Here is a 26,674-nt window from a genome sequence, read left to right as displayed (position 1 = left end):
ACCGCGAGGCGAGGCGATGTACGGGCGTTCGGCGGGCGACTCTACGCACAGATGTCCGAGGTCACCCGGGCGCCCCCGCGACGCCCCCACGGGCCGCACAGCGCCTCTGCGGCCCCCGCGCAGCCGCCCCGCGAGGCTCCCGGAACAGGAGGCTCGCGGGGAAACCGCGCTCAGAGCGGCAGAACGACCCGCATCACGAGTCCGCCGCCCTCGCGCGGCTCGGCCATGATGCTGCCGTCGTGCGCCCGCACCACCGAGCGCACGATGGACAGGCCGAGCCCCACACCCTTGTCGCTGCCGGTGCGCTCGGTACGCAGCCGCCGGAACGGCTCGAAGATGTTCTCCACCTCGTAGGCGGGAACCACCGGCCCTGTATTGGCCACGACCAGGACCGCGCAGCCGGGCTGCGGTTCCGTGGTGACCTCCACCCAGCCGCCCTCCCCGACGTTGTACCGCACGGCGTTCTCCACGAGATTCAGCGCGATCCGCTCCAGGAGCACCCCGTTGCCCTGGACGAACACCTGCCGGCGCACTCCGCGGAACTCCACACCCCGGCTCTGCGCCTCCTGACGGGTCTGGTCCACGGCCTGCGAGGCGACCTCGGCCAGGTCGACGGGCTTCTTGTCGACGACCTTGTTCTCGCTGCGGGCGAGCAGCAGCAGGCCCTCCACCAGCTGCTCACTGCGCTCGTTGGTCGCCAGCAGCGTCTTTCCGAGCTGCGCCAGCTCGGGAGAGGCGTCCGGGTCGGCGAGCTGGACCTCCAGCAGGGTGCGGTTGATCGCCAGAGGCGTGCGCAGCTCGTGCGAGGCGTTGGCGACGAAGCGCCGCTGCGACTCGAAGGCCCGGTCGAGGCGGTCGAGCATCTCGTCGAAGGTGTCGGCCAGCTCCTTGAGCTCGTCGTCGGGCCCGCCCAGCTCGATCCGGCGGTGCAGATCGGAGCCGGCCACCCGCTGGGCGGTGCGCGTGATGCGGCCCAGCGGCGACAGCACGCGCCCCGCCATGGCGTAGCCGAAGGCGAAGGCGACCACGGTCAGGCCGAGCAGGGCCAGCAGGGAGCGGTTGAGGAGGCTGTTGAGCGCCACCGCCCGCTGGTGCTCCAGGCAGTTGTTGACCGCCTCCTGGAGCATCTGCCCGGAGGTCTCGGTGGGCAGATCGCAGATGTCACTGGTGGACTGGAACTTGCCCCCGAGAATCTTCAGCGGCAGCGCACTTCCGTCGTGCAGCGCGTCCGCCGCGAGCATGTAGATGATCGTCAGCAGCACGATGCCGGCCATCAGGAACATGCCGCCGTACAGCAGGGTGAGCCGTATCCGGATGGTCGGACGCAGCCACGGGAACGGCCGGACGTTGATCGGCCGGGGGTCCCAGGTGGGCTTGGGCGGGGTGCCCGGCGGCGGATGGGACGGCTTGGAGAACGAGGGCAGGGAGGGCATCGGCGGTCAGATCCGGTATCCCGATCCGGGGACCGTCACGATCACCGCGGGTTCGCCGAGTTTGCGGCGCAGCGTCATGACCGTGACCCGGACGACGTTGGTGAAGGGGTCGGTGTTCTCGTCCCACGCCTTCTCCAGGAGCTGCTCGGCCGAGACGACCGTGCCCTCGCTGCGCATCAGCACCTCAAGCACCGCGAATTCCTTGGGTGCGAGCTGCACCTCCTTGCCGTCGCGGAAGACCTCGCGGCGGTTGGGGTCGAGCTTGATGCCGGCCCGTTCCAGGACGGGCGGCAGGGCGACGGTCGTACGCCGCCCCAGGGCGCGCACCCGGGCGGTCAGCTCGGTGAAGGCGAAGGGCTTGGGGAGGTAGTCGTCCGCGCCGATCTCCAGGCCCTCGACGCGGTCGCTGACGTCGCCGGAGGCGGTGAGCATCAGGACGCGGGTCGGCATCCCCAGCTCGACGATCTTGCGGCAGACGTCGTCACCGTGGATGAGCGGGAGGTCGCGGTCGAGGACCACGACGTCGTAGTCGTTCACCTCGATCCGCTCCAGGGCGGCAGCGCCGTCGTAGACCACGTCGACGGCCATGGCCTCCCGGCGCAGTCCGGTGGCCACAGCATCGGCGAGCAGCTGCTCGTCCTCGACGACGAGAACACGCACGTCGCTAGTCCTTCCTCAGGGCCCGTTCGGGCAGGGCGGTACCAAAAAATCATGTCTCGGAGCTCTTCCATCCTGCCCCGAAGAGCCATAAACCGGCGGTAAGGGGGGTGCGAGGGGGTGGAGAGCGGGTCCGGTCGCCCGATTGCCAGGATTCTTCTGTGCGTTGAGGTTTCCCTGAGGTGGCGCGGGGGGAGGACGACTGCACACCCGCGATCACGCCCTGTACGGCGCTTTGCCACGACCGATCCTCCACAGGGACCACGCCGTGATCGACCCACCCGTCGGCACACCCCTGTGCCACCGACCCACGACGAGGGGGCGCACCATGGACGCGTTCACCGCAGGCATTCTGCAGCGCATACGGAACACCGAAGCTGATCTGGACAGGGCCCGCGCGACGGGCGACGACTTCCTCGCCGAGGTCGAGCAGGCAGAGCTCGAAGACCTGCAGCGCCTGGCGACCGAGCACGGAGTACATGTCGGCGCGGCGACCCCCGCCTGACCTTCCGGCTGCACAGCACAGCGCCCCGGCACCCAGTGGACGGTGCCGGGGCGCTGTCGTGCCCGGTCAGTCGTGCCAGGCGCCGAGGTCGTCCAGCAGGGGCTGGAGCTGCTCGAAGAGCGCCGGGGCGGCCGCCACGGTCAGCTCGTGGGAGGCGGGCTGCCCGGGGCGACCGCCGGTGAGCGCGCCGGCCTCACGGGCGATCAGCACGCCGGCGGCCAGGTCCCAGGGGTTCAGCCCGCGCTCGTAGTAGGCGTCGACCCGGCCGCAGGCCACATCGCACAGGTCGATGGCGGCGGAGCCGCCCCGCCGGATGTCGCGGACCTGCGGGATCAGGGTGCGCAGCACCTCCGCCTGGGCGGCCCGGCGCTCGGCGAGGTAGCCGAAGCCGGTCGCGACGAGTGCCTGGGACAGCGGCGGAGCGGGCCGGTGGTGAAGGCGCTCACCGTTGTTGAACGCTCCACCGCCCACGACGGCCTGGTAGGTCTCGCCGCGCATCGGGGCGGCGACGACGCCCACGACCGTCTCGCCGTCCCGCTCGGCGGCGATGGACACCGACCAGGACGGCAGGCCGTAGAGATAGTTGACGGTGCCGTCGACCGGGTCGATGACCCAGCGCACACCGCTGCTGCCGTGGACGCTGGCGCCCTCCTCCCCCAGGAAGCCGTCGTCGGGACGGTGTTCCGCGAGGAAGCCGGTGATCAGCTTCTCGGAGGCGATGTCCATCTCGGTGACGACATCGATGGGGCTGGTCTTGGTGGAGGCAACGCCGAGGTCGGCGGGGCGGCCGTCGCGCAGCAGGGTGCCGGCGCGGCGAGCGGCTTCCAATGCCAGTTCGAGAAGTTCGTCGTTCAGCGGGTCGGGGTGCAGCGGGTCGGGCACGATGCTCCTTGCTCGGACGAGCGGTGGTCGGGTGGGCGGGCTGTGGCCTTACGCGGGGGCCTCGGCGACCGGGCCCTGCCAGTCCGCGCCGGCCGCGGCCGGCCGGGGCGCCCGCGCGGGGCAGCAGCCGACCGGGCACAGGTCATGGGAGGCGGCGAGGGCGCCCAGGGCGCAGCGCTCCGGGGCGCCTCCCCGTTCGGTGGCAGCGCGCTCCAGGAGGAGGTCGCGGACGGCGGCGGCGAACCGCGGGTCGGCGCCGACGGTGGCCGATCGGGCGACCGGCAGGCCCAGCTCGGCCGCCTTGGCGGTGGCCTCGGTGTCGAGGTCGTACTTGACCTCCATGTGGTCCGAGACGAACCCGATGGGGGCCATGACGACTGCGGGGGCGCCCTCGCCATGCACCTCCTCCAGGTGGTCGCAGATGTCCGGCTCGAGCCACGGGATGTGCGGTGCGCCGCTGCGGGACTGGTAGACGAGCCGCCAGGGGTGGTCCACACCCGTTTCCGCCCGTACCGCGTCCACGATCGTGCGTGCCACGTCCAGGTGCTGGGCGACGTAGGCGCCGCCGTCGCCGTCCCGGGTGTGGTCCTCGGGCGTACCGGAGGTGTCCGCCGCGGCGAGGGGGATGGAGTGCGTGGTGAAGGCGAGGTGCGCGCCGGACCGCACCTCCTGGGGCAGTTCGGCCAGCGAGGCCAGCACGCCGTCGATCATCGGGCGGACGAATCCGGGGTGGTTGAAGTAGTGCCGGAGCTTGTCGACCCGGGGCACGGGCAGGCCCTCGGCCCGGAGCACGGCGAGCGCGTCCGCGAGGTTCTCGCGGTACTGCCGGCACCCGGAGTACGAGGCGTAGGCGCTGGTCGCCAGCACGGCGATACGGCGGTGGCCGTCGGCTGCCATCGTGCGCAGGGTGTCGGTGAGGTAGGGCGCCCAGTTGCGGTTGCCCCAGTAGACCGGCAGATCCAGGCCGTGCTCGGCGAAGTCCTTGCGCAGCGCGTCCAGCAGTTCCCGGTTCTGGGCGTTGATGGGGCTGACGCCGCCGAACAGGAAGTAGTGCTGACCCACCTCCTTGAGGCGCTCTCGGGGGATGCCGCGGCCGCGGGTGACGTTCTCCAGGAACGGGACGACATCGTCGGGGCCCTCGGGGCCTCCGAAGGACAGCAGCAGCAGGGCGTCGTAAGGACGTGAATCGCACTGTTCGGGCATGTCATCGATCCTGCCACCCCCACCGCGGATGCGACGTGCAGGCCCCCGGGCGGACGGTCTGCGGCCTGCTGCGCCTTCCCCCGGGGCCGGCCTCCGGAGGGAGCGGAAATCCGGCAGCGGCCGGGGCTTTGCGCCCGTAAGCTGTATCGGCCACAGACATTCCTTACCGAGATTCGGTCCTCACCCGGCGGAGCCCCCGTTGCCCAGTCCCTACCGCGCCATTTTCGGCCGCCCCGGCACCCTGTCCTTCTCCGCCGCCGGACTGCTGGGCCGGATGCCGCTGTCGATGATGGGCATCGGCATCGTCACGATGGTCTCCCAACTCACCGGCCGCTACGGCCTGGCGGGCGCCCTGTCCGCCGCCGTCGCCCTGTCCGCGGCCGTCCTCGGCCCGCAGATCTCCCGGTTGGTCGACCGGCACGGCCAGCGCAGGGTGCTGCGCCCGGCCACCCTCGTGTCCATCGCCGCGGTCGCCGGTCTGCTGCTGAGCGCACAGCAGCGCTGGCCCGACTGGACGCTGTTCGTGTTCGCGGCCTGTGCGGGGTGTGTGCCGAGCGTCGGCGCGATGATCCGGGCGCGCTGGGCGGAGCTCTACCGCGGCTCCCCCCGGGAGCTGCACACCGCGTACTCCTGGGAGTCGATCGTCGACGAGACGTGCTTCATCTTCGGCCCGATCCTCTCCATCGGGCTGTCGACCGCATGGTTCCCGGAGGCGGGCCCGCTGCTGGCCGCGGTCTTCCTCGGCACCGGCGTCTTCTGGCTGACCGCCCAGCGCGGGACGGAACCGGTGCCGCATCCCCGGGAGCAGCACTCCACGGGCTCCGCACTGCGCTCGCGGGGCCTGCAGGTGCTGGTGGTGACGTTCGTGGCGACCGGCGCGATCTTCGGGGCGATCGACGTCGTGACCGTCGCGTTCGCCGAGGAACAGGGCCACAAGGCGGCCGCCAGCCTGGTGCTGGCCGTCTACGCGCTCGGCTCGTGCCTGGCGGGCGCGGTCTTCGGGCTCCTCCACCTCAAGGGGCACGCCTCACGCCGCTGGGTGGTGGGCGTCTGCGCGATGGCCGTCAGCATGGTGCCGCTGCAACTGGTGGGTTCGCTCCCGTTGATGGCGGTGGCGCTGTTCGTGGCGGGGCTGTCCATCGCCCCGACGATGGTCACCACCATGGCGCTGGTCGAGGAACATGTGCCCCGGTCGAAGCTGACCGAGGGGATGACCTGGACGGGCACCGGACTCGCGGTGGGTGTCGCGCTCGGTTCGTCGGCGGCGGGCTGGGTCGTGGACGCCGCCGGGGCGGGGCGTGGCTATCTGGTGCCGGGTGCGGCGGGGGCCCTCGCCGCGCTGGTCGCCTTCGCCGGCTGGCGCAGGCTCCGGCCGCAGCCCGTCACACAGTCGGTGCCAGTGGCGGCCGCTCCCCTCCCCGGAGCGAGCCGGGCCGCGGAGGAACAGGACGGCGAGCGCGTCGGCTAGCCGGCGCTGCGCCCCTGGCGGGCCGGCAGCGTCGGAAGCGGCGGGCCCGGCCGCGCGCCTGGCGGACGCCCGAGGCGACATGTCCGGAAGCCGGGCGACAGCAGCCGATCCCCACCTCTGTGATTCGCGTCACCCCGCCTGGATGTCGCGTCGGTGACTGACATCATGCGCTCACACCAACGGCGGCCGAACGCGGCCTGCCCGCGCGGAGGGGAGGGGACGTCACCATGGCAGCCAGCAACGCCGACGGCGGCTCGGGAGGGCGCGGCTCGGGAGGACCGTGGCGCAACTGGGCGGGCAACGTCACCGCCCGCCCCGCCCGCACCGTGGCCCCGGCGTCCGCCGAGGAACTGGCGGCGGCCGTGCGCGGCGCGGCCGCGGACGGACTGACGGTCAAGGCGGCCGGCACCGGCCACTCCTTCACCGCCGCGGCCGCCACCGACGGACTGCTGATCCGTCCCGAGCGGCTGACCGGCGTACGGAAGATCGACCGCGAGGCCGGGACGGTGACGGTGGCCGCCGGCACGCCCCTCAAGCTGTTGAACGAGACCCTGGCCGCGCACGGACTGTCGCTGACCAACATGGGCGACATCATGGAGCAGACGGTCTCCGGGGCCACCAGCACCGGCACCCACGGCACCGGCCGCGACTCCGCCTCGCTGGCCGCCCAGATCACCGGCCTCGAACTCGTCACCGCCGACGGCTCGGTCCTCACCTGCTCCGCGAAGGAGAACCCGGACGTCTTCGCCGCGGCCCGGCTGGGCCTGGGCGCGCTGGGCGTGATCACCGAGCTGACCTTCGCGGTGGAGCCGGAGTTCCTGCTGACCGCCCGCGAGGAGCCGATGGCCTTCGACGAGGTGACCGGCCGCTTCGATGAGCTGGTCGCCGAGAACGAACACTTCGAGTTCTACTGGTTCCCGCACACCGGCAGCTGCAACACCAAGCGCAACAACCGCAGCCAGGGTCCGTCGGCGCCGCCCGGCCGGGTCAGCGGCTGGATCGAGGACGAGCTGCTGTCCAACGGCGTCTTCCAGGTCGCCTGCAGCGTCGGCCGGGCCGTACCGGCGGCCATACCGGGCATCGCCAAGATCTCCAGCCGTGCCCTGTCGGCCCGTACCTACACCGACATCCCCTACCGGGTGTTCACCTCGCCGCGGCGGGTGCGGTTCGTGGAGATGGAGTACGCGGTGCCACGCGAGGCCGCCATTGCCGCGCTGGGCGAGCTGCGGACGCTCATCGAGCGCTCGGACCTCAAGGTCAGCTTCCCGGTGGAGGTGCGCACCGCGCCGGCCGACGACATCCCCCTGTCCACCGCCTCGGGCCGCGACACCACGTACATCGCCGTGCACATGTACCGCGGCACACCGCACGAGAGGTACTTCGCCGCCGCCGAGCAGATCATGGCGGCGCACGACGGGCGTCCGCACTGGGGCAAGCTGCACACCCGGGACGCCGGCCACCTCGCCGCCGCCTATCCGCGGTTCGGTGAGTTCACCGCGCTGCGCGACCGACTGGACCCCGACCGCCTTTTCGCCAACGGCTATCTGCGGCGCGTACTGGGCGACTGACCGACGACGGCCGCGCACCGGCCACCCCTGGGCGGGGCACCGGGGCGCGGCCGTCGACCGGTCCCCTCCCTGTCAGGAGGCGTCCGGAGCAGGGGCCTGCTGTGCGTCGGAGTCGTTCCGGTTCTGCTGGGTTCCCTCGTCCTGACCGCCGGTCGAGCCGTCACCGGTGTCGCCACCGGATCCGGTGGGGTCGTCCGGGGACGGACCGGTGCTCGGCGAGGAATCGGGATCGGGAGAGGTCTTGCCGCCGTCCGGGGTCGGCGACGGGGACTTCGTCCCACGGTCGGTGTCACTGCCGGTCTTACCGGAGGTACTCGGGTCCGGTGACGGCTCGTCGCCGCTCCCGCGCGTCCCGTCGCCGGTGGAGTGCCCGGGGTCGGGCGACCGCGGGGTTTCGGGCTGCTGCCGGCCGGAGCCGCCGGTGTGGGTGATGTTGGTGAGCGTGGTGCCCTTGTCACCGCTCGGCGTCTGACCGGTGATCAGCTCGGTCCCCGTCACCACGCCCATGGCCAGCACGAAGACGGCGAGCGTGCCGAGCGCGGGCCGTTTCCAGCCGCGCAGCCGGGTGCCGTACGTCGCGGCGCTGACCTCTTCGGCCGGATGCGCCCCGGGCATCGCCACGGTGGCGTCTGCCGGAGGCGTCGCCGCTCCGGCGGGCCTGACGGTCCGCTCGTCGAGGCGCGGCACCATCTGGGTCCTGTCGGTGGGCCGCCCCTGAGCACCCGCGTACGCCGGGCGCAGCACTCGGGTCTCATCGGAGCGGCCGGCCTCGACGGAATCGATGGACCCGTCAGCTCCGGCAGCACCGGCAGACGTCGCCGCACCCTCGGCTTCGGCGCGCCCCGGCAGCCGGGTTCCGGCATCGGCGTCCGGGAGGGGATGCGCGGCGGTCGGGTCCCGGCGGTGGACCGCTTCGGCCCGCGGGGTCAGCTGCGTACGGTCCGTGCCGGGACCGGTCCGCCGGGCCGCGACGGACGTGATGTCGTCCTCCGCGCCCTGCTTGTCGAAGGTGGGCAACACCATGGTGGGGTCGGCGCGATGCGCCTCCCCGGTGGTGGATCGAGTGGTGGTGGAGAAGCGGAGCGGCTTCGGCCGTGTGGTGACCGTGGCTTCCTTGAGCTGCTCGCCGGTGCGCCGGAACAGATGTTGGAATATCGAGCCGCCGGTGGTGGCGACGACACTGACCACACCCGCGCCGATGATCGTTCCGTAAACGCCCAGCCGGCCCGCGAGGAACGCGGCGACGGCCGCTGCGAGAGCACTGCCCGCGACCTGAGCCACGCTCAGGTCGATCCGCTTCTCCTTCTTCTTGGCGTCGGTTTTGGTTTCTTCGTCCATCTCCAGCCTTTGATCGCCCCTTCGATCCATCTTGCATGGAGAAGAGACCATTTGGCGGAGCCAATAGTTCCGATTCTGGGGAATCTGTGAATCTCGCCACCGCGAGACCGGTAGAGAGATCGACAAGGCGACCAACTCCGTTACCCCACCAGAAGTTCAGCGGCGCGGCGGTCCACCTCGGTGGCCCGAATGGAGTACTGTGGCGAGCCCTGGCCCCGGTTCCCGTCCGGCTGCCCGGACCCGCGGGAGGGGCCCTGGAGGCGGCACCCGACCTGGGGCGCCGCCGCTCGACACGGGTGATCGGCGACAGGACGAACGACACGGGCACCGAGCGTTGCGAACCGGTAACCGTGTCATAACGGCGTTTCTGGGCCCAACCCGGACACGCCGGGCAACTCGGCAATGTTGTGGCAGGCTGCACCCGGGCAGGTCACACTCGACTAGCGGAAGCAGCGACGCACGTGACGTCGGCAGGCACCACCCGGGAGGTCCCCATGCCCGAACTGCGTGTCGTGGCCGTCTCCAACGACGGCACACGGCTGGTGCTCAAAGCTGCGGACAGCACCGAGTACACGCTTCCGATCGACGAGCGGCTGCGCGCCGCCGTCCGCAACGACCGTGCGCGGCTCGGCCAGATCGAGATCGAGGTCGAGAGCCACCTCCGCCCGCGGGACATCCAGGCGCGTATACGTGCCGGGTCCTCCGCGGAAGAGGTCGCCCAGTTCGCCGGCATCCCGGTCGACCGAGTGCGCCGCTTCGAGGGCCCAGTGCTGGCGGAACGCGCGTTCATGGCCGAGCGCGCCCGCAAGACCCCGGTGCGACGGCCCGGCGAGAACGCCGGCCCGCAGCTCGGCGAGGCGGTCGCGGAGCGGCTGCTGCTGCGCGGCGCCGACAAGGAAAGCGTCCAGTGGGACTCCTGGCGCCGCGATGACGGCACCTGGGAGGTGCTGCTGGTCTACCGCGTCGCGGCCGAGCCGCACTCCGCGTGCTGGACGTACGACCCGCCCCGGCGGCTCGTACAGGCCGTGGACGACGAGGCGCGGGCGCTGATCGGCGAGACCGACGACACCCCCGAGCCGAGCTTCCCGTTCGTGCCCCGGATCGCGCGGCTGCCGCGCGACCGGCCGCTGGACCGCGCCCTGGACCGCCAGTCGTCGCCCGAGCGCGGGGACCGCTCCGCGCCGGCCGGCGACGCGGAGACCGAGGCGCCGCTGACGGACGAAGCCGTCAGTGAGCGGGACCGCGAGCGCGACTCGCTGACCAGCCTGCTGGAGGCGGTGCCCAGCTTCCGCGGCGACATGATCGTGCCCGAGGCACCCAAGGCGCCGCAGAGCGACGAGGCGGCCGCGGAGGCCGAGGTCGAGGAGCCGCCCGCGGCCAGCGCGGGCGCCGGCTCGGCGTACGCCGATGTGCTGATGCCCAGGGCCGTCGGCGGCCACCGCGACCGGCTGACGGGGACGACGGACCGCCAGGCCGAGGCCGACGGCGTACGCCCCGGGCGCCGGGCCGCGGTGCCGAGCTGGGACGAGATCGTCTTCGGCACCCGGCGCAAGAAGCCGGAGTAACGCAAGCGGGCGCACGCGCCCGCGGCAATCGCGTGGCAACGCCCGCTGCCTGCCCCCCACCGGGGCGGACAGCGGGCGTTTGCTCGTTGCCCTCCGCGGGCCGCTCAGCCCGGCTGGGGGCCCGTGGCGATCGGGCGGGACGGATCGGCGGACCACTCGCTCCACGAGCCGACATAGAGCGCGGCGGGCACACCGGCCACCGCGAGGGCGAGAACCTCGTGGGCACCGGAGACGCCGGAGCCGCAGTAGACACCGACCTCCGCGTCGGCGGTGGCACCCAGCGACGCGAACCGCTCGGCCAGGTCCGGCGCGGCACGGAAGGTGGTGCCGTCCGGGGCGACGTTCTCCGTCGTCGGTGCGGACACGGCGCCCGGGATGTGCCCGCCGACCCGGTCGATGGGCTCGACCTCACCGCGGTAACGCTCGGCCGCCCGCGCGTCGAGCAGGACACCGCGGCGGGCCAGGTCGGCCGCGTCCTGCGCGGTCAGCAGCGGCAGCGCGCCAGGCGCGGGTTGGAAGTCGCCGGGGCCCGGGGCGGGGATCGTGGCGGTCACTTCCCCGCCCGCCGCCTGCCAGGCGGGAAGACCGCCGTCCAGGACACGGACGGCGGGGTGGCCGGTCCAGCGCAGCAGCCACCAGGCGCGGGCGGCGCCCCAGCCCAGCCCGCCGTCGTAGACGACCACGCGGCGGTCGGCGCGCACGCCGGCCGCGCGCATGGCCGCGCCGAAGACGGCGAGGTCGGGGAGCGGGTGACGGCCCGCCGGGCCGGCCGCACCGGCCAGGTCGGTGTCGAGGTCGACGAAGACCGCGCCGGGCAGGTGCGCAGCCTCGTAGTCGGGGCGGCTGGACGGACCGCCGAGCTGCCAACGGACGTCCAGAAGTACCGGAGTGGCGGACCCTGCCAACTCGCTCGCGAGTTCGGTAGCGGTGATGATGGCATTCATGGGACTCATCCTTGCGTAGGGACGGCTACGCACAGAAGGCGGGTGCCCACCCTCCGTATGACGGAGTTCTGTCGGAACGTAACGCCGCCGAAAAGGATGCGAAACACCAAAACGGGCATTCTCCATCGCGAACGTCTCGCGGTCGGCGCGGCCGAGGCATACACCAGGACCCGGGGTGCGAGCATCTGCTCCAGACCCCCGCGGTACCCGCACATGGCCACACCCGATGGTCCGAGGAGAATATCGATGACGACCGAGGCAGCGACCCGGCGGATTCCCGGTGCGCCCTGCTGGGTGAGCCTGCTGGCACACAGCCTGTCCGCGACCCAGGAGTTCTACGGCGCGCTCTTCGGCTGGGAATTCCGCCCGGGGCCGCAACACTTCGGTCCGTACGCCCGCGCCTTCCTCAACGGCCGGGAAGTGGCAGGCCTGGGCGAAGTGGCGCCCGACCGTCATCTTCCGGTCGCCTGGACCACCTACCTGGCGAGCGACGACGCGGACACGACCGCCGAGCAGATCCGTTCCTGCGGCGGCACCGTGGCCGTCGGACCACTGGACGCGGACGCGGCGGGGCGGATGGCGATCGCCTCCGACCCGCAGGGCGCCATCTTCGGCATCTGGCAGGGCAGGACGATGATGGGCACCGCGCTCAGCGGCGAGCCCGGCACCCCGGTGTGGAACGAACTGATCGCCCAGGACACCGACTCCGTCCGCACGTTCTACGAGCACGTCTTCGCCTTCGAGGCGGAAGCCGCGGACGCCCCCGGCTTCGACTACCTCACGCTGCATCTCAAGGGGCGGGCGGTGGCGGGTATCCACGGCGCGGGCGCCGACCTGCCGCGCGACCGCGGCCCGCACTGGATGACGTACTTCGCCGTCCCGGACACCGACGCCGCCGCGCGCCGTGTCACCGAGCTGGGCGGACATGTGCTGCGCCCCGCACGGGACTCCGCACACGGCCGGCTGGCGACGGTCGCCGACAGCGACGGTGCCGTCTTCACCATCATCCAGCCGCGCTGACACGGCAGTTGCCTCCGCGTCGCGATGCGCCGGATGGCTACCGCGGGGCGTCGACCGGCAGGACGTCCGGGGAGAGCGCGGCCGCGCGAGCGGCGGCGGAGGTCTGCTGACGGCGGTGGTGGCGCCGGCAGAGCACTTCGTAGCCCACCTCCGCCTGTGGGCTGTCCACATCGCCGACGACGTCACCGACGACGACCTGCTCCCCCTCGACGACCATCCGGCCGTCGACGGTACGGGCGTTGTGCGTGGCACGGGCGCCGCACCAGCACAGCGCCTCGACCTGCAGGACCTCTATGCGGTCGGCCAGCTCCACGAGCCGCTGGGAGCCGGGGAAGAGCTTGCTGCGGAAGTCGGTGGTGATGCCGAACGCGAAGACGTCCAGGTCGAGGTCGTCCACCACCCGGGCGAGCTGGTCGACCTGCTGCGGGGCGAGGAACTGGGCCTCGTCGACGATGGCGTAGTCGACCCGGCCGCCGGAGCTGAGATGACCGACGACGTGTGCGTAGAAGTCCATGTCGTCCGCGGCCTCGACGGCTTCGGTCACCAGTCCGAGGCGGGAGGAGAGCTTGCCGTGCCCGGCCCGGTCGTTGCGGCTGTAGATCATGCCTTGCAGACCGCGGGCCGAGCGGTTGTGCTCGATCTGCAGAGCGAGGGTCGACTTTCCGCAGTCCATCGTTCCGGAGAAGAACACCAGCTCGGGCATGGGAAGTTGCGGGCCTTTCGGGCTCGTTTGCGGCGGGCGGGGCGGGCGGGGCCGTGCGTCAGGTACGGACTTCCAGGAGCGGCACCAGCTGCTCCACCGGGGTCATCGAGCCGTGCATCCCGACCATCTCCGACTCACGGGGCTCGCGTTCGGTCGCGATGATCACCATGTCGGCGTGCGCGGCCGCGACGACATCGCCGATCCGGCCGCGGACGCGGTCGTCGACGCGCGGGCCGAACCACCCGGCGGCGATGGCCTCTTCACGGCTCGCCACCCACATCTGCTCGCCGACCACCTCGCGCCATACGGCGAGCACATCGGCGGCCGCGCCCGGGTGGGCGTACAGATGCCGGGCCCGGCCCTCGCCGCCCAACAGGCGTACGCCGGCGCGCAGTTCCCAGTCCTCGTCGAAGTCGATCCGGGAGTCCGGGTCGAAGGGGATGTCGATCATGCCGTGGTCGGCGGTGATGTAGAGGGCCGTGCGGGGCGGGAGCTGCTCGGCCAGCCGCTGCGCGAGCCGGTCGACATACATCAGCTGGCCACGCCAGGCGTCGGAGTCGACGCCGTACCGGTGCCCCTTGCCGTCGACCTCGGAGTAGTACGTGTAGACCAGCGAGCGGTCACCGGCGGCGAGTTGCGCCGCGGCGAAGTCCATCCGCTCCTCGCCGGAGAGCCGGCCGTGGAACGTGCCGCCGCTGAGCGCCACCTTGGTGAGCGGGGTGTGCTGGAAGTTCGGCGCGGAGACCTGGCAGGTGTGGATGCCCGCGGCGTCCGCCAGCTGGAAGACCGTCGGGTAGGGCTGCCAGACATGCGGATCGGTCCACGGGTGCCAGCGCAGCTGGTTCATCAGCGCGCCGGTGTCCGGGTCCTCGCAGGTGTATCCGGGCAGGCCGTGCGCGCCGGGCGGCAGGCCCGTGCCCACCGACGCGAGGGAGGTGGCGGTGGTGGAGGGGAAGCCCGCGGTGAGCGGATGTCCGCTGCCGTTGAACGAGGTGCCGAGCAGGGAGGTCAGGAACGGCGCCTCGTCGGGGTGGGCGCGCAGCAGATCCCAGCCGAGGCCGTCGATCAGGAAGACACAGGCGCGGTCGGCGGGGGCCAGCTCCATCGGGGAGCCGGGATTTCCCAGCCCCTGGCCCGCGACGATGGCGGGCAGCAGGTCGGCGAGCGACCCGGCGCCGTAGCGGGGAACCGGGGCGGTGAGCGGGTCGAGTGGTTCCGGCTCCGGCCAGGCGGGGGCGGCGTGCACCATCAGCGGGTGCTGGTGGTGGCCGCGGTGGCCTCGGAGAGTGCTTGGGCGAAGGTGAGCGTCTCGCGCACGGAGTCCGGTCCGTCGCCCGCCTCGCTGACCCGCAGCGAGAGGTCGTCGGCGGTGGAGCTGCCCGTGTAGCCGTGGTCCGCCTCGCAGTTGGGGTCGCCGCAGGTGGCGGGCTCCAGGTCCAGGCGGGCGACGGCGCCCCAGCCGATGGTGAGAACGACCTCGCGGGGCAGCTGCCCGGGGGTGTAGGACTCGGGGTTGGCGACCACCCGGCTGAGCACCACCGAGGAGATCCGGCCGAGCTTCACGGACTCGGTCGAGGTGGTGGCATACGGCGAGGGGGAGGTGGCATCGGCGGCCTGCTCGTCGGTGTGGCTGACGATGAAGCGGGTGCCGGTCAGGACCAGGACGGTGACATGGCGGCGGACCTCGTTGGCGTCGAAGGTCGTCTCCTGGTGCACGAGGTACGACACCACGGGCTCACCGCCGACCGCGGCCTGCACCGCCTCGGCCACGAGCGTCGGGTAGTAGCCACTGCGCTCGATCGCCGCGCGCAGCCCCTGGGTCGTCGTACCGGTCTTAGCCATGGGGTCCATCTTACGGGGCGTGCCGGGCCTTAAGAGCCTCAGTAGACGGGCAGACGGCGGGGGCCGAGGTCGGTGGTCACCGGAGGACGGGCCAGGCGGACGGCGGCTCCCAGGACGGAGAGGCCGCTCGGGGCGACGACGACCGGTTCGAGGTCCACGGCGACGACCTCGGGGTGGTCGTCGACGAGCCGGGAGACCCGCAGCAGGAGCTCCGAGAGGGCGGTGGTGTCGACGGGCTGGGAGCCCCGCCATCCGAAGAGCAGGGGGGCGGTGCGGATCGACCGGATCTGGTCGGTGACATCGCGGTCGGTGGCGGGGATGAGTCGGTGGGCGACGTCGCCGAGCAGCTGGGAGGGGGCGCCGGCCAGGCCGAAGGAGAGGACGGCACCGGCGGCCGGGTCGATGGCGGCGCGGATGACCGTGTCCACCCCACGCGGCACCATGGCCTGGACGACCGGGCGGAGCTCTTCCGCGGAGCCGAGGAAGTCGGTCAGTTCCGCGAAGGTCCGGCGCAGTTCGGTCTCGTTGGCCACGTCGAGGCGGACGCCGCCGAGGTCGGCGCGGTGCCGGAGGTGGGGCGCGGTGGTCTTGAGGGCGACCGGATAGCCGAGCCGGGCGGCGGCGCGGACCGCGGTGTCCGGATCGGGGGCCGGGAAAGCGGGGTGGGTGTGAATGCCGTACCGGGCGAGGAGGTCCGCGGCGTGGTCCGGCGACAGTGGGACGGACCGGCCGGTGTCGGTGTCGGGCACGAGCCGGTCGAGCAGCCGGTCGATGTCGGCGCCGGCGGCCGCCTCCTCGATGTCTTCGTATGCGGGCACCCGGCCCGGCTCGGCGGCCTCGCGGCGCCAGGCGGCGTAGCGGACGGCCTCGGCCAGCGAACGCACGGCGCGCTCGGCGGCCGGGTAGGCGGGGATGCGCACGGGACCTGGTCGGCGGACAGGGGCGGGCGCGGCGCTGTCCTGGGCCTCGGGGGGCCTGGAACTGAACGGGCTGGGCGGCGGGCCCGAGGGGACCTGGGGCCGTGCTGGGCGCGTCGCGTACGGCGGGGCCGGCGGGCGGGGCGTGGGCGGGGCCGGGGGACGTGGCGTGGGCGGGTCCGGGCTTGCGGAGGGATCGAGCGCCTCCGAAGGCGGCACGTCCGCCGGTACGGAGGTCTTCTCGCCCGGGGCCGCCAGCGTCCGCGCCAGGTCGTCCATCGCGAGGTGGACGACCGTCACCGGCTTGTCCGGGGCCGCTTCGGCGGCCGCGCGCAGGGCGATGGCGAGCGCGGTGCCCTCTCCTTCTTCGGGGGAGCCGGGCGCCTCCTCCCCCACCCAGGGGATGGCCGTGACGACGACGGCGTCGCAGCTGTCGGCCGCGAGCGCCTCGGCGAGGGCCTCGCGGAAGTCGTCGGGCGTCGCCGCGGACGCCAGCGCCCGGGGGCTCATCGGTCGCAGCCCCTCGGTCAGGCAGGCGTCGTAGGCGAGCAGGGCGAGGGACTCGGAATTGCCGAGGATGGCGATGCGCGGGCCGGCCGGCAGCGGCTGGGAGGCCAGCAGCAACCCGGCGTCGATCAGCTCGGTGACCGTGTCGACGCGGATCACGCCGGCCTGGCGCATCAGGGCGGCGACGGTGCTGTCGGGGATGCGGACGGTGGGTACCGCGTGGCCCTGGGGCGCGACGCCGGTGTGCCGGGCGCCCTTGGCGACCACGACCGGTTTGACGAGCGCGGTGCGGCGGGCGAGCCGGGTGAATTTGCGCGGATTGCCGATGGACTCCAGGTAGAGGATCACGACGTCGGTGTCCGGGTCGTCGTGCCAGTACTGGAGGAGGTCGTTGCCGGAGACGTCGGCGCGGTTGCCGGCCGAGAGGAAGGTGGAGATTCCGGCGATGCCGCCGTCGCCGGGGCCCCGGGCATGCAGCCCGCTGAGCAGGGCGATGCCGATCGCGCCGGACTGGGTGAACAGGCCGATGTTGCCGGCTCCGGGCATCCGGGGCGCGAAGGAGGCGTTGAGCCGGGCGTCGGGGGCGGTGTTGATCAGACCGAAGGCGTTGGGGCCGATCAGCCGCATGCCGTAGGAGCGGGCCTGCTGGAGCACCGCCCGCTGCCGCTCGCGGCCTTCGGGACCGGCTTCCGCATAGCCGGACGAGAGGATCAGCACGCCCTGGACGCCGTGCTCACCGCAGTCGCGGACCACCTCGGGGACGCGGGCGGCGGGGACGGCGATAACCGCGAGGTCGACCGGGTCGGGGATCTCGCGCAGGGAGCGGACAGCCGGCACGCCCTCGGGCTCCAGCCGCTCCGTGCCGTCGGCGAAGGCGTGGTTGACGGCGTGCAGACGGCCCGTGAAGCCGGCGTCGAGGACGTTGCGCAGGGCGGTGCGGCCGATGCCTCCGGGGGCACGGCCGGTTCCGATGACGGCGACCGAGCCGGGGGCCAGCAGCCGATGGACGGAGCGGGCCTCGGCGCGCTGCTCGCGGCCGCGCATCACGGCCATGGACTGCTCGGTCGGTTCGAGGTCGAATTCGAGGCGGACCACGCCGTCCTCGAAGGTCCGCTTCTGGGTGTAGCCCGCGTCCGTGAACACCTTGATCATTTTAGTGTTCGCGGGGAGCACCTCGGCGGCGAAGCGGCGGATGCCGCGCTCGCGGGCGACGGCGGCGATGTGCTCCAGGAGGGCCGAGGCGACGCCGCGGCCCTGGTGGGCGTCCTGGACCAGGAAGGCCACCTCGGCCTGGTCGTCCTCGGGGTCCTTGGCGGGCAGCCCCTGGTCGTTGATCCGGTCGTAGCGGACGGTGGCGATGAACTCGCCGCCGACGGTGGCGGCTAGGCCGACCCGGTCGACGTAGTCGTGGTGGGTGAAGCGGTGCACATCGCGGTCGGACAGGCGCGGGTAGGGCGCGAAGAAGCGGTAGTACTTCGACTCGTCCGAGACCTGCTCGTAGAAGGAGACCAGCCGCTCGGCGTCGTCGGCGGCGATGGGGCGGATGCGCGCCGTCCCACCGTCGCGCAGCACCACATCGGCTTCCCAGTGGGTCGGGTAGGCGAGGTCCGGCGGCGTCTGCATGCGGCCAGGGTACGGCCGGGCACCGACAGCCGGCTCGGCATGCGTACCCTCTGGAAGCGGAACAGGCACGGGGTACCGTGCCCGGCGCGGGCCTTGGCCCGTTCCGCCGGTAACTCCCCCGGGAAGTGCCTGCTCGCAAGAAGGCCAGGCCGAAGGGCCGCCGGGGCATCCCGGCACCGTGAGAGACTGGTCTAGACAACAGTCACGACTTGAAGGGCAACACCATGGCTGAGCGCCGCGTCAATGTCGGATGGGCCGAGGGCCTGCACGCCCGTCCCGCGTCGATCTTCGTCCGTGCCGCGACCGCGTCCGGCGTCCCGGTGACGATCGCCAAGGCCGAGGGCAACCCGGTCAACGCCGCCTCCATGCTCGCGGTCCTGGGCCTCGGCGCCGAGGGCGGCGAGGAAATCGTGCTGGCCTCCGACGCCGAAGGCGCCGACGCCGCGCTCGACCGCCTGGCCAAGCTCGTCTCGGAGGGCCTCGAGGAGCTCCCCGAGACCGTCTGAAGTCCCTCGGGACCCCAGCGTCCACGGCCCCGCCGCGGCGACCTGACAACGGTCGCCGCAGCGGGGCCGTGCCGTTGCCGGGGGTAGCGCGATGCGCGGCGGGACGCGATGCGCGGCGGGACGCCGGCCGAGGTCTCGGCGCCATCAACGGGCGCGTGGGGGCGTGCAGCGAAGGCCTTGATTGCCGCATCGGTGGAACGCCCGTTAGAAAATATGGCGCGGGATAATCGGTGCCCCGCATTCCATCGAGAAAACAGCGCCACCGCGCGGGCATGCCGAATATCCGGTTCACCGAATTCCGGGACCGGCCATGAGGAAACAGGCCGAATACCGGCCACCGCTTCCCCGCGCGCAAATGCATTGCGCGCCTTCTTTGTATACGGGGCGCTTGTTAATGGCGGGCGCGTGCCGTGTTGACGGGCTGTTTCGGATTCCTCACCTCGGCCGCGCCGGGGCGCCGCAGCCGGTGCACCGGCAGGGACCGCTCGATATGAGCGGCCATCAGGGCGCGGGCGCGCTCGGCGTCACCCCGGGCCACCGCGTCCAGCACCGCGCCGTGCTCGTCCCACGACTCGGCCACCCGGGCGGGCAGTTCCACGACATACATCCACTCGATCTTCCGCCGCAGCTGGGTGAGCAGCGCCGTCAGGCTGGGGCTGCCGGCCGCCTGGGCGAGGGTTTCGTGGAACCAGCCGTCCAGTTGGCGCAGGTCCGCGGGATGGCCGTGGCGGGCCCGCTCCCGGCCCAGTCGGACGAGGCCGCGCAGCACCTTGAGGTGGGCCGGGCTGCGGCGGGTGGCCGCGCGGGCGGCGCCCAGCGGCTCCAACAGGGCGCGGATGTCCAGCAGATCGGCGGCCTCCTGCTCGGTCGGCTCGGCGACGCAGGCGCCCGCGTGGTGGCGGGTGGTGACGAACCCCTCGGACTGCAAGGTCCGCAGCGCCTCCCGGACAGGGACCCTGGAGACGCCGTAACGGGCCGCCAGGATGTCCTCGATCAGCCTGCTCCCCGGCGCGAGCACACCGGAGACGATGTCATCGCGAATCGCCGTGCATACCGCGTGCGCGGAAATATGGCCTCGCATCGCCTGGTGCCTCCGCCGTAATCCCCTGGAAACGCCGCCGATCGGCGACTTTTCCGTGACTCTATTCGACCGGGCCGGGTTTTCCGACGGGCTTCGGGTATTCATGGATATTTTTTGGCCATCGGCGTATCCGGTGGCCGACGTGCACCGGATACGCCGAAGCCCCGGCCGGGGCCGGGGCTTCGGAGAGGCTGCGGTGTCGGACGCGTCAGACGTTGACGCCGTGCCCGCGGAGGTACGCGACCGGGTCGATGTCCGAGCCGTAGTCCGGACCGGTGCGGGCCTCGAAGTGCAGGTGCGGCCCGGTGACGTTGCCGGTGGCCCCGGAGAGGCCGATCTGCTGGCCGGGGGTGACGGTCTGGCCGACCGAGACACCCAGCGACGACAGGTGGCCGTACTGGGTGTACGTGCCGTCGTTCATCTTGATCACGATGTTGTTGCCGTACGAGCCGCCCCAGCCGGCCTCGACGACGGTGCCCCGGCCCACGGCGTGCACGGAGCTGCCCGAGGCGGCGTGGAAGTCGATGCCGGAGTGGCTGCCGGAGGACCACAGGCCGCTGGTGGCCTTGTAGGCGGTCGAGACGTAGGAGCCGTCGACGGGGGCGACGTAGGCGTTGAGGCGCTTGCGCTCCGCCTCGCGGGCGGCGCGCTCCTTGGCCTCGCGCTCCGCCTTGGCCTTCGCCTCGGCCTTCTTCTTGGCTTCCTCGGCACGCCGCTTGGCCTCTTCGGCCACCTTCTCGGCCAGGGCCTCGGCCTTGGCCTTCGCGGCGGCGGCCTCGGCGGCCTCCTGCTGGGCGTCGGCCTGGGCGGCGATGCGGCCGGCGAGTTCGTCGCCCAGCACGACGGCCTGCTGCAGGCCGGTGTCCTGGGTGCGGGCCGTGTCCGTCGCGGCCAGCGCCGGCGAGGCCACGGAGGCGACGACGCCGGTGGCGGTGAGGGTGGCTATGCCGGCGATTTTGCGGGTCGTGCGAGCGGTGCGGCTCGCACCACGATGCTTCCCGGTGGCACGGGTGAACGCCATGTGCTGGCTTGTCCTTTCCTTCCTTCTCGCCTACCGGGTTAGCTGACGGGTTCGGAGCAGGAAGGTCTCCTACGGCCCCCTCCGAGGAGGGATCCGATTCACCCCAGGGGACATGTGGGTCCCCGGCTCCCCTGGCTCGCGCCGTACGGGGACTCGGCGATGACTGCCCGGTGCCACGGTTGCGGCGTACTTCTGACGAACAGCCGGACTGACGCTAAACGGGACATCTTTCAATCGGCAAACAGAACCGGCACTTTGTGCGGCACGCCACAGGGGCACCACGCAACCAGCCACAATAATCCGGACATAAAGGTGATCCCGTGACGGGTGAGCGTCACGGGATCACTTTTCATGCGATATGTGCGACGGTCGCCGGCCTCCGCCGGACCGCCGCGGTGTCACCACGGCAGGTCAGCCGCTGACGACCTTCACCTCACCGACACCCAGCGCCTTGACGGGCTCGGCGATCTGCACGGCGTCGCCCACCAGGATCGTCACCAGCCGGTCCCCGGGGAAGGCGTTGACCACCGCGGCGGTCGCCTCGACCGTGCCGGTCTCGGCCAGCCGCGCGTACATCTGCGCCTGGAAGTCGTCCGGCAGATGCTGCTCGACCTGATCGGCGAGGGTGCCCGCGACGGCCGCTGCCGTCTCGTACTTCAGCGGCGCGACCCCGACGAGGTTCTGCACGGCGACATCACGCTCGGCGTCCGTGAGTCCCTCCGCCGCCACGGTACGCAGCACCTTCCACAGGTCCTCAAGCGCCGGTCCGGTGGAGGCGGTGTCCACCGAGCCGCTGATCGCGAGCATCGCGGCGCCGCTGCCGTCCGCGGAGGAACGCAGCACCTGTCCGAACGCACGCACCCCGTAGGTGTAGCCCTTCTCCTCACGCAGGACGCGGTCCAGACGGGAGGTGAGGGTGCCGCCCAGGCAGTACGTGCCGAGGACCTGCGCCGGCCAGACCCGGTCGTGCCGGTCGGCACCGATGCGGCCGATGAGCAGCTGCGTCTGGACGGCGCCGGGGCGGTCCACGATCACCACGCGGCCGGTGTCGTCCGCGGTGATCGGCGAGGCCTTCACCGGCTCGGCGGTCGAGCCGGTCCAGGCGCCGAGGGTGCCGGCGAGCGCCGCGTCCAGGTCGATGCCGGTGAAGTCACCGACGATGACGGCGGTGCCCGTCGCGGGCCGTACATGCGCCGCGTAGAAGGCACGGACGGCCGCGGCGTCGATCCGCTCGACGGTCTCCTCGGTGCCCTGGCGGGGCCGCGACATCCGGGACGTCGCCGGGAACAGCTCCTTGGACAGGGCCATCGCGGCCCGCCGCGCGGGGTTGGCGAGCTCGTGCGGGATCTCGTCGAGGCGGTTGCGTACCAACCGCTCGATCTCGCTGTCCGGGAAGGCGGGCGCGCGCAGGGCGTCGGCGAGCAGGCCGAGGGCGCGGTCCAGCCGGGACGCCGGCACTTCGAGGGAGACCCTCAGGCCCGGGTGGTCGGCGTGCGCGTCCATGGTGGCGCCGCAGCGCTCCAGCTCGGCCGCGAACTCCTCGGCATCGTGCTTGTCGGTGCCCTCGGACAGCGCGCGGGCCATGATCGTGGCGACGCCGTCCAGGCCCTCGGGCTCGGCCTCCAGGGGCGCGACGAGGTTGATCTCGACGGCCACGACCTGCTGGCCGGGGCGGTGGCTGGTCAGGAGGGTGAGCCCGTTGGGCAGTTGACTGCGGTCGGGGGCCGGGAAGGCCCACGGCCGGGGAGCGCCACCCTGCGGCCTGGGGTGGAAGTCCATGCTGGTCATGGCGGAATCTGCGCTGGTCACGGCATCGCTCACTGGGCCGCCTCCTCTTCGTCGTTCTCGGCGGTATCGGCCGCCGCGTCGGCCGGCTCGGTGGGCTCGTACACGAGCACCGCGCGGTTGTCGGGACGCAGTCGTGCCTTGGCGACCGCCTGCACCTCCGACGCGGTGATCTCCAGAACGCGCTGCACGGCCGTCAGCGCGAGCTGCGGGTCGCCGAACAGGACGGCGAACCGGCAGAGTTCGTCGGCGCGGCCGCTGACCGTCGCGAGACGGTCCAGCCACTCGCGCTCCAACTGGGCCTGCGCACGCTCCATCTCCTCCGGGGTCGGTCCCTCGGCGGCGAACCGGGCGAGCTCCTCGTCGACCGCCCGCTCGATGTCCGGGACCTCCACCCCGCCGGACGTCTTGACGTCCAGCCAGCCGAGCGACGGCGCGCCGGCCAGCCGCAGCAGCCCGAAGCCGGCCGCGACGGCGCTGCGGTCACGGCGCACCAGGCGGTTGTAGAGGCGGGAGGACTCGCCGCCTCCCAGGACGGTGAGCGCGAGGTCCGCGGCGTCCGCCTCGCGGGTACCGTCGTGCGGCAGTCGGTAGGCCGCCATCAGCGCGCGGGCGGGGACCTCCTCCTCGACGACCTCGCGCAGCTCACTGCCGAGGGTCTCGGGCAGCGAGCCGTCCCGCGGCGGCTGCTTGCCGTCGTGCCCGGGGATCGAGCCGAAGTACTTCTCCGCCCAGGCCAGCGTCTGCGCGGGGTCGATGTCGCCGACGATCGACAGGACGGCGTTGTTGGGCGCGTAGTACGTACGGAAGAAGGCGCGCGCGTCCTCCAGGGACGCCGCGTCCAGGTCGGCCATCGACCCGATGGGCGTGTGGTGGTAGGGGTGGCCCTCCGGATACGCCATGGCCGTCAGCTTCTCGAAGGCCGTGCCGTAGGGGACGTTGTCGTAGCGCTGGCGGCGCTCGTTCTTCACGACGTCGCGCTGGTTCTCCAGCGACTCGTCGTCGAGCGCGGTGAGCAGCGAGCCCATGCGGTCCGCCTCCAGCCAGAGCGCGAGCTCCAGCTCGTGGGCGGGCATGGTCTCGAAGTAGTTGGTGCGCTCGAAGCTCGTGGTGCCGTTCAGCGAGCCGCCCGCGCCCTGGACGAGCTCGAAGTGACCGTTGCCCTTCACCTGGGCGGAGCCCTGGAACATCAGGTGCTCGAAGAGGTGAGCCAGGCCGGTACGGCCCTTGACCTCGTGGCGGGAGCCGACGTCGTACCACAGGCAGACGGCTGCGACGGGCGTCAGGTGGTCCTCGGAGAGCACCACGCGCAGGCCGTTGGCCAGCCGGTGCTCGGTCGCTGTCAGGCCGCCGGAGCCGGCTTGTTCTGTGGCCGTGTGACCCATGGGCATGTACGTCCCTTCGATCCGCTTGCGAGGAAGTTCTGTCACTGTATGCAAGCGCGTCGGCATCTGGCGAAGTTCCCGATCGACAGGCCCCGTACGAGGGCTCCGCGCCGCTCCCTCGTCGGCCGAAGGGGGAGTCGCGGTCGGCGTTGTCAGTGGGGCGGTCCACAATGGTCCGCGTCAGACCAGGCAGACTCACCGGTTGATCCCCAGCTGGTTGATCCAACATCGGCAGTAGACGCAGCAGAAGGAGCCGCAGCCGCGATGGCCCGCCGCAGCACGAAGACCCCGCCGCCGGACGACTTCGAGGAGAGGATCCTCGACATCGACGTCGTCGACGAGATGCAGGGTTCCTTCCTCGAGTACGCGTATTCGGTCATCTACTCCCGCGCCCTGCCGGACGCCCGCGACGGCCTCAAGCCCGTGCACCGCCGCATCCTGTACCAGATGAACGAGATGGGCCTGCGGCCCGAGCGCAGCTACGTCAAGTGCGCCCGAGTGGTCGGCGAGGTGATGGGTAAGCTCCACCCGCACGGCGACGCCTCCATCTACGACGCGTTGGTGCGCATGGCACAGCCGTTCTCGATGCGGCTGCCGCTGGTGGACGGCCACGGCAACTTCGGCTCGCTGGGCAACGACGACCCGCCCGCCGCGATGCGGTACACCGAGTGCCGAATGGCCTCGGCGACATCGCTGATGACGGAGTCCATCGAAGAGGACACCGTCGACTTCAACCCGAACTACGACGGCCAGGAGCAGGAGCCCGTCGCCCTGCCCGCCGCCTACCCCAATCTCCTGGTCAACGGCGCCACCGGCATCGCCGTCGGCATGGCGACGAACATGCCGCCGCACAACCTCGGCGAGGTCATCGCCGCCGCCCGCCATCTGATCAAGCATCCGGGCGCGGACCTCGACACCCTGATGCGCTTCGTGCCGGGCCCGGACCTGCCGACGGGCGGACGGATCGTCGGCCTGGGCGGCGTGCGCGACGCGTACGAGAAGGGCCGTGGCTCGTTCAAGATCCGCGCCACGACCACGGTGGAGAACGTCACGGCCCGCCGCAAGGGCCTGGTCGTCACCGAACTCCCCTTCACCGTCGGTCCCGAGAAGGTCATCTCCAAGATCAAGGACCTGGTCGGCGCGAAGCGGCTGCAGGGCATCGCGGACGTCAAGGACCTCACCGACCGCGAGCACGGCCTGCGGCTGGTGATCGAGATCAAGAACGGCTTCAACCCGGAAGCCGTCCTGGAACAGCTCTACAAGCTCACCCCGCTGGAGGAGTCCTTCGGCATCAACAACGTCGCGCTGGTGGACGGCCAGCCGCTGACCCTGGGCCTCAAGGAGCTGCTGGAGGTCTACGTCGACCACCGCTTCAACGTGGTGCGCCGGCGCAGCGAGTTCCGCCGCGGAAAGCGGCGCGACCGCCTCCACCTGGTGGAGGGGCTGCTGACCGCCCTCGTCGACATCGACGAGGTCATCCGGCTCATCCGCTCCAGCGAGAACAGCGCGCAGGCCAAGGAGCGGCTGATCGAGCGGTTCTCGCTGAGCGACATCCAGACGCAGTACATCCTCGACACTCCGCTGCGCCGACTGACCAAGTTCGACCGCATCGAGCTGGAGTCGGAGCGCGACCGTCTGCAGTCCGAGATCGAGGAACTGACCCGGATCCTGGACTCGGACACGGAGCTGCGCAAGCTGGTCTCCGGTGAGCTGGCCGCGGTCGCGAAGAAGTACGGCACGGAGCGCCGCACGGTGCTGCTGGAGTCGTCGGGCGCCTCACCCGCGGCGGTGCCGCTGGAGGTCTCCGACGACCCGTGCCGCGTGCTGCTGTCCTCGACGGGCCTCCTGGCGCGCACGGCCACCAGCGAGGTGCCCTACGACACCGACGCCAAGCGCGTCAAGCACGACGCGATCGTCTCCGCGGTCCCGGCGACGACCCGCGGCGAAGTGGGCGCGGTGACATCCACGGGCCGGCTGCTGCGGATCGCGGTGATCGATCTGCCGCAGCTCCCGGACACCGCGACGGCGCCCAGCCTCTCCGGTGGCGCACCACTGGCCGAGTTCCTGACCCTGCAGGACGGCGAGAGCCTGATCTGCCTGACGACGCTGGACGAGTCCTCTCAGGGCCTGGCGATCGGCACGGAACAGGGCGTCGTGAAGCGGGTGGTGCCCGACTATCCGGCCCACAAGGACGAGTTGGAGGTCATCAGCCTCCGCGACGGCGACCGCATCGTGGGCGCGGCGGAACTGCGCACCGGTGAGGAGGACCTGGTCTTCATCACGGACGAGGCGCAGCTGTTGCGCTATCAGGCCTCGCAGGTCCGGCCCCAGGGTCGGCCGGCCGGCGGCATGACCGGCATCAAGCTGGGCGAGGGCATGAAGGTGATCCACTTCTCCGTCGTCGACCCGGCATCCGACGCCATGGTCTTCACGGTCGCCGGTTCGCACGGCACCTTGGACGACTCCGTGGCGACCGCCAAGCTGACCCCGTTCGACCAGTACCCGCGCAAGGGCCGCGCGACAGGCGGTGTGCGCTGCCAGCGGTTCCTGAAGGGCGAGGACTGTCTGACGCTGGCGTGGGCCGGTGCCGCACCCGTCCGGGCGGCGGACGCGAAGGGCGCTCCCCTGGAGCTGCCCGAGGTCGATCCGCGACGTGACGGCTCCGGTGTGCCTCTGACGAAGCCGGTGGCCGCGCTGGCAGGACCGGTGTAGTCACCGTGC

General features: G+C 72.0%; 21 protein-coding genes and 1 riboswitch. Of the genes, 7 read left to right on the top strand and 14 right to left on the bottom strand.

Annotated features, from left to right (window positions below; translation table 11 throughout):
- Positions 1–170: 170 nt before the first annotated feature.
- Entirely contained in the window at positions 171–1,433 is a 1,263-nt protein-coding gene (locus tag ACH4FH_RS05930) for a sensor histidine kinase (RefSeq protein WP_398554510.1), read from the bottom strand.
- 6 nt (positions 1,434–1,439) lie between these two features.
- Positions 1,440–2,093, bottom strand: coding sequence for a response regulator transcription factor (locus ACH4FH_RS05925; RefSeq protein WP_393893385.1), 654 nt, complete (start codon positions 2,091–2,093; stop codon positions 1,440–1,442).
- Between the two features lie 325 nt (positions 2,094–2,418).
- Here ACH4FH_RS05925 and ACH4FH_RS05920 point away from each other — a divergent pair, with 325 nt between their 5' ends.
- Positions 2,419–2,595, top strand: coding sequence for a hypothetical protein (locus ACH4FH_RS05920; protein ID WP_393893384.1), 177 nt, complete (start codon positions 2,419–2,421; stop codon positions 2,593–2,595).
- A 66-nt stretch (positions 2,596–2,661) separates the two neighbouring features.
- On the opposite strand, the gene ACH4FH_RS05915 is transcribed toward ACH4FH_RS05920, so the two are convergent.
- On the bottom strand, positions 2,662–3,477 hold the full coding sequence (locus tag ACH4FH_RS05915) for an inositol monophosphatase family protein (RefSeq protein ID WP_398554509.1): 816 nt from the start codon (positions 3,475–3,477) through the stop codon (positions 2,662–2,664).
- Positions 3,478–3,525: 48 nt separating this feature from the next.
- Positions 3,526–4,680, bottom strand: a complete 1,155-nt coding sequence (locus ACH4FH_RS05910; protein ID WP_398554508.1) for a ferrochelatase — start codon at positions 4,678–4,680, stop codon at positions 3,526–3,528.
- A gap of 199 nt (positions 4,681–4,879) precedes the next feature.
- On the opposite strand from ACH4FH_RS05910, the gene ACH4FH_RS05905 reads away from it, so the two are divergent.
- Positions 4,880–6,148: an MFS transporter gene (locus ACH4FH_RS05905; RefSeq protein WP_398554507.1), complete on the top strand. Its 1,269-nt coding sequence runs from the start codon at positions 4,880–4,882 to the stop codon at positions 6,146–6,148.
- 227 nt (positions 6,149–6,375) lie between these two features.
- Entirely contained in the window at positions 6,376–7,716 is a 1,341-nt protein-coding gene (locus tag ACH4FH_RS05900; RefSeq protein WP_398554506.1) for a D-arabinono-1,4-lactone oxidase, read from the top strand.
- A gap of 72 nt (positions 7,717–7,788) precedes the next feature.
- Here the strand turns inward: ACH4FH_RS05900 and ACH4FH_RS05895 are convergent, their stop codons facing one another.
- On the bottom strand, positions 7,789–9,054 hold the full coding sequence (locus ACH4FH_RS05895) for a hypothetical protein (protein WP_398554505.1): 1,266 nt from the start codon (positions 9,052–9,054) through the stop codon (positions 7,789–7,791).
- Positions 9,055–9,548: 494 nt separating this feature from the next.
- Between ACH4FH_RS05895 and sepH the strand changes: the two genes are divergently transcribed.
- Entirely contained in the window at positions 9,549–10,619 is a 1,071-nt protein-coding gene (gene sepH, locus ACH4FH_RS05890; RefSeq protein WP_398554504.1) for a septation protein SepH, read from the top strand.
- 104 nt (positions 10,620–10,723) lie between these two features.
- Here the strand turns inward: sepH and ACH4FH_RS05885 are convergent, their stop codons facing one another.
- Positions 10,724–11,563 carry a sulfurtransferase gene (locus ACH4FH_RS05885; protein WP_398554503.1) on the bottom strand — a complete coding sequence of 280 codons (840 nt, stop codon included), beginning with the start codon at positions 11,561–11,563 and terminating at the stop codon, positions 10,724–10,726.
- A gap of 246 nt (positions 11,564–11,809) precedes the next feature.
- On the opposite strand from ACH4FH_RS05885, the gene ACH4FH_RS05880 reads away from it, so the two are divergent.
- Entirely contained in the window at positions 11,810–12,583 is a 774-nt protein-coding gene (locus tag ACH4FH_RS05880; RefSeq protein ID WP_398554502.1) for a VOC family protein, read from the top strand.
- 37 nt (positions 12,584–12,620) lie between these two features.
- On the opposite strand, the gene ACH4FH_RS05875 is transcribed toward ACH4FH_RS05880, so the two are convergent.
- From ACH4FH_RS05875 to ACH4FH_RS05860, 4 genes are read right to left on the bottom strand one after another with little or no spacing between them, the layout of a single operon-like run.
- A complete protein-coding gene (locus ACH4FH_RS05875) occupies positions 12,621–13,286 on the bottom strand; it encodes a thymidine kinase (RefSeq protein ID WP_393893375.1) in 666 nt (221 codons plus the stop codon).
- Between the two features lie 58 nt (positions 13,287–13,344).
- Positions 13,345–14,535: an alkaline phosphatase family protein gene (locus tag ACH4FH_RS05870; protein ID WP_398554501.1), complete on the bottom strand. Its 1,191-nt coding sequence runs from the start codon at positions 14,533–14,535 to the stop codon at positions 13,345–13,347.
- A complete protein-coding gene (locus ACH4FH_RS05865; RefSeq protein ID WP_393893373.1) occupies positions 14,535–15,128 on the bottom strand; it encodes a DUF5998 family protein in 594 nt (197 codons plus the stop codon). The genes ACH4FH_RS05870 and ACH4FH_RS05865 overlap by 1 nt, the downstream gene beginning before the upstream one ends.
- A gap of 38 nt (positions 15,129–15,166) precedes the next feature.
- Positions 15,167–18,175, bottom strand: coding sequence for a GNAT family N-acetyltransferase (locus ACH4FH_RS05860; RefSeq protein ID WP_398554500.1), 3,009 nt, complete (start codon positions 18,173–18,175; stop codon positions 15,167–15,169).
- A 224-nt stretch (positions 18,176–18,399) separates the two neighbouring features.
- Here ACH4FH_RS05860 and ACH4FH_RS05855 point away from each other — a divergent pair, with 224 nt between their 5' ends.
- Positions 18,400–18,681 carry an HPr family phosphocarrier protein gene (locus ACH4FH_RS05855; RefSeq protein ID WP_398554499.1) on the top strand — a complete coding sequence of 94 codons (282 nt, stop codon included), beginning with the start codon at positions 18,400–18,402 and terminating at the stop codon, positions 18,679–18,681.
- A 391-nt stretch (positions 18,682–19,072) separates the two neighbouring features.
- Here ACH4FH_RS05855 and ACH4FH_RS05850 read toward each other — a convergent pair whose 3' ends face one another.
- The 4 genes from ACH4FH_RS05850 to ACH4FH_RS05835 form a co-directional block, all read right to left on the bottom strand.
- Complete coding sequence (locus tag ACH4FH_RS05850; RefSeq protein ID WP_398554498.1) at positions 19,073–19,762, bottom strand: GntR family transcriptional regulator; 690 nt, start codon at positions 19,760–19,762, stop codon at positions 19,073–19,075.
- Between the two features lie 208 nt (positions 19,763–19,970).
- Positions 19,971–20,783, bottom strand: a complete 813-nt coding sequence (locus ACH4FH_RS05845; protein ID WP_398554497.1) for a M23 family metallopeptidase — start codon at positions 20,781–20,783, stop codon at positions 19,971–19,973.
- A 12-nt stretch (positions 20,784–20,795) separates the two neighbouring features.
- A riboswitch (cyclic di-AMP (ydaO/yuaA leader) is annotated at positions 20,796–20,952 on the bottom strand.
- A gap of 242 nt (positions 20,953–21,194) precedes the next feature.
- Positions 21,195–22,571, bottom strand: coding sequence for a M16 family metallopeptidase (locus tag ACH4FH_RS05840; protein ID WP_398554782.1), 1,377 nt, complete (start codon positions 22,569–22,571; stop codon positions 21,195–21,197).
- A 29-nt stretch (positions 22,572–22,600) separates the two neighbouring features.
- On the bottom strand, positions 22,601–23,953 hold the full coding sequence (locus ACH4FH_RS05835; protein WP_398554781.1) for a M16 family metallopeptidase: 1,353 nt from the start codon (positions 23,951–23,953) through the stop codon (positions 22,601–22,603).
- Positions 23,954–24,217: 264 nt separating this feature from the next.
- Here ACH4FH_RS05835 and ACH4FH_RS05830 point away from each other — a divergent pair, with 264 nt between their 5' ends.
- A complete protein-coding gene (locus ACH4FH_RS05830) occupies positions 24,218–26,665 on the top strand; it encodes a DNA topoisomerase (ATP-hydrolyzing) subunit A (RefSeq protein ID WP_398554496.1) in 2,448 nt (815 codons plus the stop codon).
- Positions 26,666–26,674: the final 9 nt, after the last annotated feature.

Origin of the sequence: Streptomyces sp. NPDC017993, assembly GCF_044328065.1 — a bacterium.
Lineage (GTDB): Bacteria > Actinomycetota > Actinomycetes > Streptomycetales > Streptomycetaceae > Streptomyces.
This window is presented reverse-complemented; position numbering and strand designations above follow the sequence as displayed.

Coding starts and splice junctions, on each gene's coding strand:
- ACH4FH_RS05860 (WP_398554500.1), bottom strand. CDS start 18,175: ATGCAGACGCCGCCGGACCTCGCCTACCCGACCCACTGGGAAGCCGAT.
- ACH4FH_RS05830 (WP_398554496.1), top strand. CDS start 24,218: ATGGCCCGCCGCAGCACGAAGACCCCGCCGCCGGACGACTTCGAGGAG.
- ACH4FH_RS05880 (WP_398554502.1), top strand. CDS start 11,810: ATGACGACCGAGGCAGCGACCCGGCGGATTCCCGGTGCGCCCTGCTGG.
- ACH4FH_RS05855 (WP_398554499.1), top strand. CDS start 18,400: ATGGCTGAGCGCCGCGTCAATGTCGGATGGGCCGAGGGCCTGCACGCC.
- ACH4FH_RS05835 (WP_398554781.1), bottom strand. CDS start 23,953: ATGGGTCACACGGCCACAGAACAAGCCGGCTCCGGCGGCCTGACAGCG.
- ACH4FH_RS05900 (WP_398554506.1), top strand. CDS start 6,376: ATGGCAGCCAGCAACGCCGACGGCGGCTCGGGAGGGCGCGGCTCGGGA.
- ACH4FH_RS05910 (WP_398554508.1), bottom strand. CDS start 4,680: ATGCCCGAACAGTGCGATTCACGTCCTTACGACGCCCTGCTGCTGCTG.
- ACH4FH_RS05930 (WP_398554510.1), bottom strand. CDS start 1,433: ATGCCCTCCCTGCCCTCGTTCTCCAAGCCGTCCCATCCGCCGCCGGGC.
- ACH4FH_RS05870 (WP_398554501.1), bottom strand. CDS start 14,535: ATGGTGCACGCCGCCCCCGCCTGGCCGGAGCCGGAACCACTCGACCCG.
- ACH4FH_RS05850 (WP_398554498.1), bottom strand. CDS start 19,762: ATGCGAGGCCATATTTCCGCGCACGCGGTATGCACGGCGATTCGCGAT.
- sepH (WP_398554504.1), top strand. CDS start 9,549: ATGCCCGAACTGCGTGTCGTGGCCGTCTCCAACGACGGCACACGGCTG.
- ACH4FH_RS05845 (WP_398554497.1), bottom strand. CDS start 20,783: ATGGCGTTCACCCGTGCCACCGGGAAGCATCGTGGTGCGAGCCGCACC.
- ACH4FH_RS05920 (WP_393893384.1), top strand. CDS start 2,419: ATGGACGCGTTCACCGCAGGCATTCTGCAGCGCATACGGAACACCGAA.
- ACH4FH_RS05875 (WP_393893375.1), bottom strand. CDS start 13,286: ATGCCCGAGCTGGTGTTCTTCTCCGGAACGATGGACTGCGGAAAGTCG.
- ACH4FH_RS05895 (WP_398554505.1), bottom strand. CDS start 9,054: ATGGACGAAGAAACCAAAACCGACGCCAAGAAGAAGGAGAAGCGGATC.
- ACH4FH_RS05865 (WP_393893373.1), bottom strand. CDS start 15,128: ATGGCTAAGACCGGTACGACGACCCAGGGGCTGCGCGCGGCGATCGAG.
- ACH4FH_RS05840 (WP_398554782.1), bottom strand. CDS start 22,571: ATGACCAGCATGGACTTCCACCCCAGGCCGCAGGGTGGCGCTCCCCGG.
- ACH4FH_RS05885 (WP_398554503.1), bottom strand. CDS start 11,563: ATGAATGCCATCATCACCGCTACCGAACTCGCGAGCGAGTTGGCAGGG.